The following is a 13,429-nucleotide window of genomic DNA, read 5'->3' on the forward strand; positions in this document are numbered from 1 at the left end:
CTAAAATGAGCGCAATGCAATTAAAGAGATTTTATTGCAATTTTTTCTCGCCTATCCTTGATCGTAATGAATCGCCAGACGTGCGTCTGGCGTAGCCCCACCGCTTGCCGCGTGCCATGCCATGCCGTGCCGCGCCCCGCACCGTGGCGACAACGTCGAAATGAAGTCTTCAGGAGTCCGCAGGCAATGAACGACGCAGTGACGCGCGAAACACTGATTTCCCGGTTGCAAGCCGCGCTGGGCGTCCAGGCCGTGCTCAGCGACGCGACCGATACCGCCGGTTACACGGAAGACTGGCGCGGACGATACCGGGGCGAGGCGCTGTGTGTCGTGTTGCCCTCGACCACCGCGCAGGTGAGCGATGTCGTCAAGCTGTGCGCCGCCGCGGGCGTGTCGATTCTGCCGCAGGGCGGCAACACGAGCCTGTGTGGCGGGGCGGTGCCGCCGACCGACGGCCCGGCGCCCGTGATCCTGAACCTGGCGCGCATGCGTCGCATCCGGCAGGTCGATGCGGCCAACGGGTCGATGATCGTCGAGGCCGGATGCATCCTGAAAACCGTGCAGGAGACGGCGGCCGGCGTCGGACGCCTGTATCCGGTAAGTCTCGGCGCGGAAGGGTCGTGTCAGATCGGTGGCACGCTCTCGACCAATGCGGGCGGCACGAGCGTGCTGCGCTATGGCAACACGCGCGAGAACGTGCTGGGGCTGGAAGTCGTGCTGGCCGACGGCACGATCTGGGACGGCCTGCGCGCGCTTCGCAAGGACAACACCGGGATCGATCTCAAACATCTGTTTATCGGCGCGGAGGGCACGCTGGGCATCATCACCGCCGCCGCGCTCAAGTTGCATCCGCTGCCCACGCAGCATGCGCTCGCGTGGTTTGCGCCGCGCGATCCGGCCGCCGCGCAGCAGATTCTCGGCATGTTCCAGAACGCCTGCGGCTCGCGCCTGTCGGCCTTCGAGATCATGAATCGTCTGCAGTTCGATCTGGTGCTGGCCAATGTGCCGAATCGTCGCAATCCGCTCGCGGGGGCGCATGCCTGGCATGTACTCGTCGAGCTGAGCGACACGCGCGACGCCGAAGGGCTCGAAGCCGTGCTGACGCAAACGCTGGGCGAGGCCATCGAACAAGGGCTGGTCGAAGACGCCGTCATTGCGGCGAACGACACGCAGCGCGCCGATCTGTGGGAAGTGCGCCACAGCGTGAGCGAAGCCAACAAGAAGGCCGCCGTCGGGCTCACGACCGACTGCGCGGTGCCGGTCTCGAGCGTGTCCGAATTCATCGACGCCGCCACGCGCGCCGTGCACGCCGTCGTGCCGGGACTCGACATCGCCATCGTCGGCCACATGGGCGACGGCAACGTGCACTTCATTCCGATGTTCTCGTTTGCCGCGTGGGCGGCGCTGCCCGACAGTGCGTCGATGGGCGACACCATGCGCGCCTGCGTGAACGATGTGGCCGCACGGCTCTCCGGTACGTTCAGCGCCGAGCATGGCGTCGGGCAGACCGGCTTGCCGCTCATGCAGCGCTATAAGGCGCCGTCCGAACTTGCCCTCATGCGCACCGTGAAGGCGGCCCTCGATCCTCATCAGTTGTTCAATCCGGGGCGTCTCGTTCCCTGAGTGATTTCACGTATTGCTGTTTGTTTTGCCATAGCCGCGCGCGGTGGGGGTGCCGAAGCCGCACACCGTCGCCGCGCCAACCCTCCCCGTCAAGACCGGAGACCATGATGAAACGCAAGCCCTTCGCAAGCCCGCTCGATACCGCTGACATCCACGCCGGCAGCGACGCCGGCAACGACGCCGCGTCGCTCGCACAACCGGGCCGTCGCACGGCCATGAAGACGGCACTCGTCGGCGCGGCCGCCGTGGCGTTCCCGTTCGTGTGGACGTCCTCGCGCGCCGCCACCAAGCGCATTGTCGTGCGCGACGATGGCGGGATTTACAACAAGGCGTACGACGCCGTGTTCTACAAGCCGTTCGCCAAGGCGACGGGCATCGAGGTCGTGGGCGTGCAGGCCAACGCTGAGCCGACCGCGCAGATCAAAAGCATGGTCGAAGCGGGCAGCTACACGTGGGACATGGCCAAGATCAGCCAGCCCGCGATCCTGCTGCTGACGGGGGGCGGCAAGGAGTATCTGGAGCGCCACGGTCTCGAGTCGGATCCCGTGATCTCGAAGATTCCCTCGCAATACATGTCGCCGTTTGGCGTGGGAACCAACATTTACTCGACGGTGCTTGCCTATCGTACCGATGCGTTCAAGGGCCGCAAGGCGCCGGCGTCGTGGGCCGATCTGTGGAACGTGAAGGACTTCCCGGGCCGTCGCGCCATCCGCAAGTATCCGTTCGACACCATTGAAGAAGCGCTGCTGGCCGATGGCGTGGCGCCCGGCTCGGTGTATCCGTGCGACTTCGATCGCGCATTCAAGAGCCTGGACAAGATCGCCAAGCATGTGGACGTGTGGTGGACCACCGGCGCACAGCTCGAACAGATGCTCGGCTCGGGCGAGGTCGACATGGTGGCCACGTGGGCCTCGCGCGCGCAGTCGGCGCAGGCCAACGGCGCGCCCGTGGAGATCGTGTGGAACCAGAACATCTGGGGTTGCGACAACTGGTCGATCCTCAAGGGCACGCCGAACGCCGGTGCTTGCCGCGAGTTCATCAAGTTCGTGAGCGATCCGAAGCGTCAGGCCGAGCTGACCAAGTTCTTCCCGGCCGGCATGACGCAGCCCGAAGCGTTCAACTACGTCAAGCCTGACGTGGCGAAGCACTGTCCGACGTTCCCCGAGAACATGAAGAGCGGCGTGCAGATCAACGCGAAGTTCTGGCAGCAGAACCAGAGCGTGGCGCTCGAGCGTTTCAACCGTTGGATCCTGACCTGATCCTCACCTGCCGTTCCGTTTCAAGTTTTTTTGGGTGCTGATCTCATGACCGTTGCCAATCTTCAAGTCTCGGGCCTGTCCAAGCGCTATGGCGATTTCGTCGCGCTGGCACCGACCGACCTCGATGTCGCCCAGGGCGAATTCCTGACCTTGCTCGGCCCCAGCGGCTCGGGCAAGACCACGTTGCTCTCGCTCATCGCGGGTCTGTCGCAGCCCGATGCGGGCGCCATCCGCATCAACGGGACCGATGTCACGTACGGCGCGCCGTACGAGCGCGACATCGGTATGGTGTTTCAGAACTACGCGCTGTTCCCGCACATGACCGTCGCGGAGAACATCGCCTTCCCGTTGCAGATGCGTCGCACCGACGCACAGGCCGCTCGCAAGATGGTCATGAACGCGCTGGAGATGGTGCATCTGCCGCACGTGGCGGAGCGCTATCCGCGCGAACTCTCGGGGGGGCAGCAGCAGCGCATCGCCCTCGCACGTTGCATGGTCTACCGGCCGTCGATCATTCTGATGGACGAGCCGCTGGGCGCGCTCGACAAGAAGCTGCGCGATCACATGCAGCTCGAGATCAAGCGTATTCACCGCGAACTCGGCACCACCATCGTGTACGTGACGCACGATCAGGAAGAAGCGATGACGATGTCCGATCGTATTTGCCTGATGAACGCCGGGGAAATCGCGCAATTGGGCACGCCGGACGACCTGTATTTCCGGCCGTCGAGCGTGTTTGTGGCCGATTTCCTTGGCGAGTCCAACCTGCTCGACGCCACCGTGCTCGAGCGCGCGGGCGATCAGGTGCGCGTGGCGATGCCGGGCGTGGAAGGCGCGCAGGGGGCCGGGGCGATGGTCTACGACCCGCAGGTCGAGCGCGGCCGTGCGGTCAAGCTGATGCTGCGCCCGCAGAACCTGCATATCCATGACGGTGGCAGTGTCGGCGACGGTGTGGCGACGATCTCGGCGACGCTCACCGACATCATGGTCACGGGCGGCATGACGAAGCTCTATCTGCAATCGCCGGTGATGGGGGGCCAGGCGGGTCAGGCCGGTAAGCCGGGGGATGTGGGCAAATCGCTCGTGGCGTCGTTTCCGACACATCGTCGCGGCAACCGCTTCGAGATCGGGCAGACGCTCGGTCTCGCATGGCGTGCCGACGACGCTGTGGCGATCGCGGGGTAAGCGATGAGTGCATCCGCCGTGGTTCGTCCTTCGTCGTCCCGTCCCGCTCAGCCGGCGCCGCGCCGGGCCCGTTGGCGTGCGCGCCTGCGCCCGCTGCTCATGGCCGCGCCCATCGTCATTCTGCTGGCGGTGATGCTGATCTATCCGGTCGGTCAACTGTTGTTGCTGAGCATTCGCGGCGAGAGCGGCTTCACGCTCGCCGAATATCAGCGACTGTTTGCCTCGTCGGTGTACGTCGAGGTGTTGCTCATCACGCTCAAGGTCTCGCTCTATACGACCTTCTTTGCCGTACTCACGGGCTATCCGATTGCCTACCGGCTCTCGACGCTGAGCGGCGCGCGCAAGCAGCGGCTGTTGTTCTGGCTCCTGCTCTCGTTCTGGACAAGTTTCCTCGTACGCACGTTTGCCTGGGTGGTGCTGCTCGGTCGCAATGGCGTGATCAATCGAACCTTGCTCGATCTGGGGCTGATCGACGCGCCCCTCTCGCTGCTCTACAGCTTTCCGGCCGTGTTGCTTGGCATGGTGCATGCGCTCATGCCGCTGGCGGTGCTCACGATGCTCTCCGTCATGGAAAACATCGACCGTCGTCTGCCGAGCGCGGCGTCGACGCTCGGCGCCCGTCCCGGCACGGTGTTCTGGCGCGTGTATTTCCCGTTGTCGCTGCCGGGCGTGGCGGCCGGCGCGCTGATGGTGTTCGTCACGTCGATCGGCTTCTTCATCACGCCGACGCTGCTCGGCGGTCGCCATGACACGATGATTACGCAGCTCATCATCGATCAGGTGATGCAGGCGTTGAACTGGGGCGTCGCGGGCGCGATCTCGGTGCTGCTGCTCGCCGTGGTGCTGGTGGTGTTCTTCGTCTACGACCGCATGGTCGGGCTCTCGACGATGGCCGGCGGCGCGGGCGATGCCAAGACCGGCAAGCGGCGCGGCGGGTGGAACCGGGCACTTGGCGAGGCCGTGCTCACGGCGCTGGGCAATGCCACCGATCTGCTGTTGCGCGCGATGCCCCGTCACAAGGGCGAGCAGGGCGACGGGCGCGTGCTGCGCGCGATCGTGATCCTGCTGGTGGTGTTTCTCGCGGCGCCGGCGTTGCTGATGATTCCGATGTCGTTCGACTCGGCCTCGGGCCTGGCCTGGCCACCGAAGGGCTTCTCGCTGCAGTGGTATCAGCAGATATGGGAGTCGCCGTTGTGGATGCAGGCGGTCACGCGCTCGATGCTCGTCGGCATCGGTGCGGGGCTGTTGTCGATGCTGATCGGCACGCCGGCGGCGTTCTTGCTGGTGCGTGGCGGCATGCGCGGCAAGTCGGCGATGCTCGCCTTCGTGCTCGCGCCCATCGTGGTGCCGCGCATGATCCTGGCGGTCGGCGTGTTCTATTTCTTCGCCAAGATCGGTTTGGTGGGCTCCAGCGTGGGGCTGACCCTCGCGCATACGGTCGTGGCCGTGCCGTACGTCGTCATCACGATGATGGCGGTGCTGCGCAACTACGACACGCGACTCGACCTGGCGGCCTACAGCCTGGGGGCGCGTCCGTGGGCGACGCTACGCCGCGTGACGTTTCCGATTCTCGGCGCGGGCCTGTTGTCGTCGTTTCTGTTCGCGTTTGCCACGTCGTTCGACGAACTCACGATTGCGCTGTTCACGTCCGGCGGTCTGTCGACCACGCTGCCCAAGCAGTTCTGGGACGAGATCACGATGCAGATCTCGCCGGTGATCGCCGCAGTCTCCACGTGCCTGTTCCTTTTCATCGCCGCACTCATCTGGGTGGCCGAGCGCTTGCGCCGGCGCAGCCTCGCGACCTGAAGCGGTATCCGATTTCACCGAACTCACGATTCACGGACGTTTAACTCATGCTTCGCTCTGCACAACTGAAGGGCATTCTGCCGGCGATTCCCACGCCGGTGAACGCCGACGACACGATTCACACCGACGCGGCGCGCGCGCTGATGCGCTACTTGCTGGGGCAGGGCATCGACGGCGTGGTGCCGCTGGGCGGCACCGGCGAGTACGGGGCGCTCTCGCGCGCCGAGCGCGTGCGCATGGCCGAACTCACGGCGCAGGAAGTGAAGGCCCATGGCCGCGACGTGCCGGTGATCGCCGGCGTGCTCGACCCGGGATATCACGACGCCATCGAAGCCGGTCGCGACTTCGCGGCAGCCGGTGCCGACGGCCTGCTCGTGCTCACGCCGTACTACACCAACCCGACGCAAGCCGGTATCCGCGACTACTTCCTGCGCTATGCCGACGAGTCGTCAGTGCCGATCCTCATCTACGAGATTCCGTATCGCACGCGCATTGCGATTGCCCCGGAAGTGCTGCACGAACTGTCGCGCCACGAGAACATCATCGGCATGAAGGCCTGCAACACCGACATGTGGCATTTCCTGCGCACGGTCGCGGGCGTCGATGCGTCGTTCGCCGTGCTGAGCGGCGAAGACACGCTGTTCCCGCTGCATGTGGCGGCGGGGGCGCGAGGCGGCATCGTGGTGACGGCGTCGCTGTTGCCGAGCGCATGGCAGCGCATCTTCAAGCTCGCGTCCGAAGGCAAGACGGCCGACGCGCTCGAATTGCACCGCTCGCTGATTCCGCTGATGAATCTGGCGTTTGCCGAGACCAACCCGGGGCCGATGAAGTCGGTGATGGACCTGATCGGCGTGGAGGCGCCGGCGATGCTCGCCCCGCTGGTGCCGCCCGCGCCGGCGCTCTCGGCCCAGTTGCGCGTGGAACTGGCCCGGCAACTGGCGATCTTCGAGGGGCGCTGAGGCCAGTCGCGGTCTGGACCTGCCGCCGCTGGCGCGATTTAGCGGCGGAAGGTCGAGATTCGCGACTTCGAGATCGAGGTGGCGGCGACTTGCACGTGCGGCGCGAGTTCGGCTTCGACACGCTCACGCGTCCAGCGCGAGGTCGGCACCGAGATATTGATGGCGGCGACGGCGTAGCCGTCGTGATCGGTGATGGGGGCGGCGACCGAAATGTCCCCCATCACGGTTTCGCTCTCGACGATGGCATAGCCGCGTCGCGCGGCCGTCTGAATACGTTCGAGGAGCTTCTTCTCGTCCGTCGTGGTGTACGGCGTCATGGGTTCGAGCGACGTATTCGCGAGGATTTCCCGCACGCGCGACTCGGGCAGACGCGAGAGCATCGCGATGCCGGAGGCGGTGTACATGGCCGGCAGACGTGCGCCGACAACGATGCCGATATTCACGAGATGCTGACCGGGAAAGCGCGCGATGTAGACGATCTCGTGGCCGTCCAGCTCTTGCAGGTTGGTCGTCTCGCCGACGCGGCGGAAAATGTCGAGCAGGTACGGTGCGGCTTTCTCGACGAGATCGTTCGCGCGGATGTAGTTGTATGAGAACTGAAGCACCTTGGTGGTCAGGCCGTAGGTGCGGGTCTCGGGCACGCGAAACAGGTAGCCGAGCACTTCGAGGGTGTGCACGAGCCGCTGTGTCGCGCTGCGATCGAGGCCTGCGGCCTTGGCGATGTCGCCAAGCGTCATATAGCGCGCGGGGCCGTCGAAGGCGTGCAGGACTTGAAACGTCTTTTCGGTGGATCCGACGAACAGCGACGAGCGTGACGCAGACGGCGCGCTGGAGGATTTGGCTGGCGTGGTGGCCGGCGCGTCTTCAGTACGGCCGGATGACCGGGCGGGCAAGCGCGGCATGGAAGGTACCAGTATGTTCGGATTGTAACGATTGTGATTGTAATGCAATTGTTTGTGTGCAAGTTAGGAATTGCCGGCACGTCCTGTTGCGGGGCACGGATTGAGACCGCGTGGCGGGCGCCACGGGGCGTATCTGAGGATAGGGGGAGCAATGCACGCGTTTTCGTGCGTGGAGGATTACCGACGGGCCGCTCGGCGGCGTCTGACGAAGCTGGCATTCGATTACCTGGAGGGGGGGGCGGAAGATGGCGACGCGCTGCGCCGCAACCGCGATGCGTTCGCGCAGTGGGGCTTCGCGCCGCGCGTGATGACCGATACGTCGCAATGTTCGAGCGCGACGACGTTCTGGGGCCGTGACGCTGCCGCTCCGATGGCCGTGGGGCCGACCGGACTCAATGGGTTGTTCTGGCCGAAGGCGGATGAGCGGCTCGCCCGTGCGGCCGCCGATGCCGGGCTGCCGTTCGTGCTTTCGACGGCGTCGACGTCGTTGCTCGAAGACGTTCGCGCGGCGGTACCCGACGGTGAGATGTGGCTCCAGCTTTACGTGCAGCAGGACCGGCGCATCGCCGAGAGCATGATGCGCCGTGCGCGGGAGGCGGGCTTCCGCACGCTGTTGCTGACCGTCGACACGCCGGTGCACGGCAAGCGCGATCACGACACGCGCAATGGCTTCAAGCTGCCGCTGCGCATGACGCCGCGACTCATTGCCGACTGCATGCGGCACCCGCACTGGAGCTGGCAGATGCTGGCCTATGGCGCGCCGCAACTGTGCAACATCGCGAAGAGTGTGGGCGAGCGTGCCGATCTTGCGCGTCATGCGGCGGTGCTGAGCCGTCAGATGGATCTGTCGCTCGGTTGGGACGACCTGACCTGGGTGCGACGGCACTGGCCGGGCGAGGTGCTCGTCAAGGGCATTCAGACCGTGGAGGATGCCCGGCTGGCGCAAGCGCACGGCGCGGATGGCATCGTCGTGTCCAATCACGGCGGGCGGCAATTGGGCAGCACGCTTGCGCCGCTCGAGGCGCTGCCGCCGATCGTCGAGGCGGTGAGCGCTCGCGGACCTGCGATGGCCGTGTTTCTCGATGGTGGCGTGCGGCGCGGCGCCGACGTGGCCAAGGCTGTTGCGTTGGGGGCCAAGGGCGTGTTGCTCTGCCGTGCGCCGCTGTATGGCGTGGCGGCACGTGGCGGCGAGGGCGTGGCCGGGGTGCTCGCGCTGTTGCTGGGCGAGTTGCACACGACGATGCAGTTGCTGGGGTGCGCGAACGTGGGCGAACTGACGTCGCAGCGGCTGGCCCGGCTGCCGGCAATCCAGGCGAATCAGGCAAACCCGCTATAATGTTCGGCGCCCGATTGCCGTCGGGCGGCGTGGCATCCGGCAGGTTGGCGGGCGCGCATGCCGAGCGACGGCGTGCCCCTTTTCATACACAGGAATGCCATCATGAGCTTCAACCACGTGCCTGCCGGCAAGGACATCCCCAACGATTTCAACGTCATCATCGAGATCCCGGCGCAAAGCGACCCGGTGAAGTACGAGGCGGACAAGGAGCTGGGCCTGCTGGTCGTTGACCGCTTCATCGGCACGGGCATGCGCTACCCGGCCAACTACGGTTTCATTCCGCAAACGCTGTCCGGTGACGGCGACCCCGTCGATGCGCTGGTCGTTACCCCGTTCCCGCTGCTGGCGGGCTCGATCGTGCGCTGCCGCGCGCTAGGTCTGCTCAACATGACCGACGAGTCGGGTGTGGACGCCAAGCTGGTGGTCGTGCCGGTCGACAAGATCTGCCCGATGACGGCGCACATGAAGTCGATCGACGACGTGCCGGGTTACCTGAAGGACCAGATCAAGCACTTCTTCGAGAACTACAAGGCGCTCGAGAAGGGCAAGTGGGTCAAGATCGAAGGCTGGGAAGGCGTTGAAGCCGCCCACAAGGAAATCGTCGACGGCGTGGCCAACGCCAAGAAGTAAGCGACTTTCGCCTGCGGCGTCGCCCGTCGACGCCAGAGAAGCCCGGCCGTGTGCCGGGCTTTTTATTTGATGCTTTGATCGGCACCGAATTTGGCTGATCTACGCTGAGACCCGCCGCAGCGAGTTTTCCTGGGGATCAAGAGGCTTCACCCTACCTGGGTGCTTTCCACAACCCGATCCCGTTTCTATCCGCCTGGCTCCCAGCCGACACCTGGAAACCGGCTCATTCTTCCTACGAGTCGGCGCGGTAAAAATCAAACTCACCGCGTCTGCGATAGACACGATGCAGCCCGTCGAACTACGCGATGCATACGACAATTGGGTGACGCCAATTTTCATCAAAATAGCCTATTTCAGCAATTGCTGAAATTGATGATTTTAGTGAAAATGTTGACAATTTCACTAAAAATGCTATTTTCAACAAACTCTGAAAACAGGCCATGCGATGAAAGACGTAGAGAGCCAAGCAGCGCAGGCGCTTCGTTTGCTGTTGGGGCAAGTGCCTGCGATCAAGCTTTTGGATGTTGAGCACAAAATGTCCGGCCCTGACCCGGGCGTGGACATCGTGGCACATATTGACCTGTCAGGCAGGCGCCACGCACTGGTCTGCGAAGTGAACGCCTCTGGTCAGCCGCGCCACGTCCGAATCGCATTGCTTCAACTGCGCAACTACATGGCGCATCATGCGCAAGACGCCACGCCTGTCCTCATTGCCCCTTATCTGTCCCCGGATGCTCAATCGCTGTGTCGTGAGCAGGATGTGGGCTTTCTCGACCTCGAAGGCAATGCACGCCTGATCTTTGACGGCGTCTTCATCGAACGCCAGGTTGCGAGCAAACCCGTCGCCGATCGGCGTGAACTCAGGTCGTTGTTCAAGCCGAAATCCGCGCAGGTGCTGCGTGTGATGCTTCGCAATCCCCGTCAGGCGTGGCGCGTCACGGATCTTGCGCTGGCCGCAGCCGTCAGCCTTGGCCATGTCAGCAACGTTCGTGTTGCCTTGCTTGATCGGGAGTGGGCGCAAGTGTCTGAAGCCGGTCTGTTTTTGTCCGAACCTGACGCATTGCTGGACGCATGGCGCGACGCCTATGAGCCGCCGGTTGGGACGCGTCTGACTTTCTATACAACCCTGCACGGTAGCGCGTTCGAGGAAGCTGCGCGGCGCGCCCTGCGCTCGCAAGGCGAGGCCGGCCAGATAGCATTTTCATCCTTCTCCGCGTCGCATTGGCTTGCACCGTACGGTCGGACAGGAACACAGTATTTTTATGCAGACACGGCGGGTCTTGAGCGATTGCAATCGGCCTTGAAGCTGTCCGCAGTTTCCAAAGGCGAAAACGTTGTGGCAACCGTCCTTAAGGATTCCGGCGTGTTGCGCGACACGGAGGCACCTGCACCTGGGGCAATCTGCACAAGCGCAGTCCAAACCTATCTTGATCTTGCCAACGCTGGCGAACGCGGACGAGAAGCGGCAGATCATCTACGACGAGAAAGGCTGAGATGGCCGAAATGATGCCAAGCGAGCCACAGTCGGCCGCCGATTACGACGACCGTACGACCACTGCCGTGAAAAAGGTGCTGGTCGAAATCGGCCAGATTCTTGGGAGCTTCAAGGGCAAGTTCGCTATCGTTGGCGGCGCCGTACCCTGGCTGCTGCTGAGTAACGAGGAAATGCCACACGTCGGCACGCTCGACGTGGACCTTGGCCTGGATGCAGAGGCCTTGGGGGACGGCGAATACGCTACGCTGATCGAAGCGCTACAGGGGCATGGCTATCACCAGCGTCGAGAGCTTCGCCGCTTTCAGCTCGTTCGCCAAGTCCCCACCGAAGATGGCGGCGCGCCGATTGACATCACCGTTGATTTCCTGATGCCCCGGGACGCCGAGATCGTCAAGAACGTACCGCCGTTGATCAGTGACTTTGCCGTGCAACAAGCCGACGGTGCCGATCTGGCCCTTCGCTTCTATCAGCTGGTGGCGATCAGCGGACCGATGCCCGCTGGCGGTATGAACCGCGTCGAAATTGCGGTTTGTTCGATACCGGCCCTTTTGGCGATGAAGGGGCATGCGATTGCGGGGCGCTATAAACAGAAGGACGCCTACGACATCTACTACTGCATCCGGAACTATCCCGGCGGTCCAGAGACGCTGGCCGAGGAATGTCGGCCACTGCTCGATCACGCTAGCGGTGCCGCGGGCTACGATTTCATCGCCGGCAAGTTCGATAACGCTGACGGTTTCGGGCCGACATGTGTGCGCCGTTTCGTCGAGGAAACGAACGTGCTTGGAGACCGTAGTCCGGAGCAATGGCAACAAGACGCCTTCGGGCAGGTCGATGCTTGGCTGCGGGCCCTTGGGGTAAGGGGATGCGTGTAACAACGACGACCTGCTGTCTATCGACGTTCATCACGATGTCCGCCGTCAAGCAGTGCTTGAGGCGGACATTTTTCATGGCTCGCTCTGAAAGCCTCGCCAAGTTCGGCGACAATGGCAGCCAGTTCGAGGGTTCCATGCCGGCGGCGGCACGGTCGGTTAGCCGGTTTGCAGACGAGGTGAAGGGTGAGCAGCGACGTAGTCATCCGTGTAGTGCAGTCGATTGAAGACGTGCCGGCCGACGCGTGGAATGCGCTCGCGCGTGGCAATCCGTTCGTGCAGCACGCGTTCCTGCATGCGATGCATTCGAGCGGATGCGCGTCGAAGCGCACCGGCTGGCAGCCGGCTTATCTGCTCATGCATGCCGGCGACAGCCTCGTGGGCGCCATGCCGCTCTACGTCAAATCGCATTCGCGTGGCGAGTACGTGTTCGATCACGCGTGGGCCGAGGCGTTTGCGCGCCATGGCCTGAATTACTACCCGAAGCTGCTGTGCGCGGTGCCGTTCTCGCCCGTGACGGGGCCGCGTCTGCTGGCGCGCACCCATGCCGACCGCGTCGCGCTCGCCCGCGGCGCGATCGCGTTCGCGAAGCAGCTCGAGTTGTCGTCCATTCACGTGCTCTTCGCGCACGACGACGATCTGGCGGCGCTCACCGAGGCGGGCTATGCGCTGCGCGAGGGCGTGCAGTTCCACTGGGAGAACCCGGGCGTTGCCTCGTTCGACGCGTTCCTCGCGCAGATGAATCAGGAAAAGCGCAAGAAGCTCAAACAGGATCGCCGGCGTGTACGCGACGCCGGAGTGACATACCGATGGCTGCGCGGTGCCGACCTCAACGAGGCCGCGCTCGATTTCTTCTATCAGTGCTATGACAACACGTATCGCGAGCACTGGAATGCGCCGTATCTGACCCGTACCTTTTTCGGCCAGTGGCATGCGGCGATGCCCGACACACTGCTGCTCGTCATGGCCGAGCGCGAGGGCGAGCCGTTGGCATGCGCGCTCAATGTGGTGAGTGGCGACACCATGTACGGACGGTACTGGGGGACGACCGAATTTGTCTCCGGCATGCACTTCGAGACGTGCTACGCGCAGGGCATCGAGTATTGCATCGCGCATGGACTGCGCAGCTTCGAGGGCGGGGCCCAGGGGGTGCACAAGATGTCGCGTGGTCTGCTGCCCACGCCCACCTGGTCGGCTCACTGGATTGCCGATGCGCGCTTCGCCGACGCCATTGCCGAGTTTCTCGATGCGGAGACCTCGGCGATGGACGAGCATATCGGCGAGCTGGAGGCCCACACGCCGTTCAAACGCCCGGCGTCCTGACGCCGTCGAGCCATGCGGCGACGCCCGGCATGGGGGCGC

The 13,429-nt window shown here is 64.0% G+C and carries 11 protein-coding genes; 10 read left to right on the forward strand and 1 reads right to left on the reverse strand.

The annotated features are described in order from the left end of the window. Positions 1-186: 186 nt before the first annotated feature. From PEP31012_RS14050 to PEP31012_RS14070, 5 genes are all read left to right on the forward strand, one after another. Positions 187-1,623 (forward strand): FAD-binding oxidoreductase, encoded by a 1,437-nt coding sequence (locus PEP31012_RS14050; RefSeq protein WP_150589958.1) that lies wholly within the window; start codon positions 187-189, stop codon positions 1,621-1,623. Positions 1,624-1,838: 215 nt separating this feature from the next. Next, entirely contained in the window at positions 1,839-2,882 is a 1,044-nt protein-coding gene (locus PEP31012_RS14055) for an ABC transporter substrate-binding protein (protein WP_174978250.1), read from the forward strand. Positions 2,883-2,927: 45 nt separating this feature from the next. Then, positions 2,928-4,067, forward strand: a complete 1,140-nt coding sequence (locus tag PEP31012_RS14060) for an ABC transporter ATP-binding protein (RefSeq protein WP_150589960.1) — start codon at positions 2,928-2,930, stop codon at positions 4,065-4,067. A gap of 99 nt (positions 4,068-4,166) precedes the next feature. Next, positions 4,167-5,873 (forward strand): ABC transporter permease subunit, encoded by a 1,707-nt coding sequence (locus tag PEP31012_RS14065; RefSeq protein WP_150590081.1) that lies wholly within the window; start codon positions 4,167-4,169, stop codon positions 5,871-5,873. A gap of 47 nt (positions 5,874-5,920) precedes the next feature. After that, positions 5,921-6,832 (forward strand): dihydrodipicolinate synthase family protein, encoded by a 912-nt coding sequence (locus tag PEP31012_RS14070; RefSeq protein ID WP_150589961.1) that lies wholly within the window; start codon positions 5,921-5,923, stop codon positions 6,830-6,832. Positions 6,833-6,870: 38 nt separating this feature from the next. On the opposite strand, the gene PEP31012_RS14075 is transcribed toward PEP31012_RS14070, so the two are convergent. Continuing rightward, positions 6,871-7,734, reverse strand: a complete 864-nt coding sequence (locus PEP31012_RS14075) for an IclR family transcriptional regulator (protein ID WP_150589962.1) — start codon at positions 7,732-7,734, stop codon at positions 6,871-6,873. 151 nt (positions 7,735-7,885) lie between these two features. Between PEP31012_RS14075 and PEP31012_RS14080 the strand changes: the two genes are divergently transcribed. From PEP31012_RS14080 to PEP31012_RS14100, 5 genes are all read left to right on the forward strand, one after another. After that, positions 7,886-9,070 (forward strand): alpha-hydroxy acid oxidase, encoded by a 1,185-nt coding sequence (locus PEP31012_RS14080; protein WP_150589963.1) that lies wholly within the window; start codon positions 7,886-7,888, stop codon positions 9,068-9,070. Between the two features lie 102 nt (positions 9,071-9,172). Continuing rightward, entirely contained in the window at positions 9,173-9,700 is a 528-nt protein-coding gene (ppa, locus tag PEP31012_RS14085) for an inorganic diphosphatase (protein ID WP_150564321.1), read from the forward strand. Between the two features lie 445 nt (positions 9,701-10,145). Further along, a complete protein-coding gene (locus PEP31012_RS14090; protein ID WP_150589964.1) occupies positions 10,146-11,207 on the forward strand; it encodes a type IV toxin-antitoxin system AbiEi family antitoxin in 1,062 nt (353 codons plus the stop codon). Continuing rightward, positions 11,195-12,070, forward strand: a complete 876-nt coding sequence (locus PEP31012_RS14095; RefSeq protein ID WP_150589965.1) for a nucleotidyl transferase AbiEii/AbiGii toxin family protein — start codon at positions 11,195-11,197, stop codon at positions 12,068-12,070. Before PEP31012_RS14090 ends, PEP31012_RS14095 begins: the two co-directional genes overlap by 13 nt. Before the next feature lie 183 nt (positions 12,071-12,253). Then, entirely contained in the window at positions 12,254-13,390 is a 1,137-nt protein-coding gene (locus PEP31012_RS14100; RefSeq protein WP_150589966.1) for a GNAT family N-acetyltransferase, read from the forward strand. The last annotated feature ends 39 nt before the right edge of the window (positions 13,391-13,429 follow it).

This window comes from Pandoraea eparura, from assembly GCF_902459725.1.
GTDB lineage: Bacteria > Pseudomonadota > Gammaproteobacteria > Burkholderiales > Burkholderiaceae > Pandoraea > Pandoraea eparura.

Coding starts and splice junctions, on each gene's coding strand:
- PEP31012_RS14060 (WP_150589960.1), top strand. CDS start 2,928: ATGACCGTTGCCAATCTTCAAGTCTCGGGCCTGTCCAAGCGCTATGGC.
- PEP31012_RS14075 (WP_150589962.1), bottom strand. CDS start 7,734: ATGCCGCGCTTGCCCGCCCGGTCATCCGGCCGTACTGAAGACGCGCCG.
- PEP31012_RS14065 (WP_150590081.1), top strand. CDS start 4,167: ATGGCCGCGCCCATCGTCATTCTGCTGGCGGTGATGCTGATCTATCCG.
- PEP31012_RS14055 (WP_174978250.1), top strand. CDS start 1,839: ATGAAGACGGCACTCGTCGGCGCGGCCGCCGTGGCGTTCCCGTTCGTG.
- PEP31012_RS14090 (WP_150589964.1), top strand. CDS start 10,146: ATGAAAGACGTAGAGAGCCAAGCAGCGCAGGCGCTTCGTTTGCTGTTG.
- PEP31012_RS14050 (WP_150589958.1), top strand. CDS start 187: ATGAACGACGCAGTGACGCGCGAAACACTGATTTCCCGGTTGCAAGCC.
- PEP31012_RS14080 (WP_150589963.1), top strand. CDS start 7,886: ATGCACGCGTTTTCGTGCGTGGAGGATTACCGACGGGCCGCTCGGCGG.
- PEP31012_RS14095 (WP_150589965.1), top strand. CDS start 11,195: ATGGCCGAAATGATGCCAAGCGAGCCACAGTCGGCCGCCGATTACGAC.
- PEP31012_RS14070 (WP_150589961.1), top strand. CDS start 5,921: ATGCTTCGCTCTGCACAACTGAAGGGCATTCTGCCGGCGATTCCCACG.
- ppa (WP_150564321.1), top strand. CDS start 9,173: ATGAGCTTCAACCACGTGCCTGCCGGCAAGGACATCCCCAACGATTTC.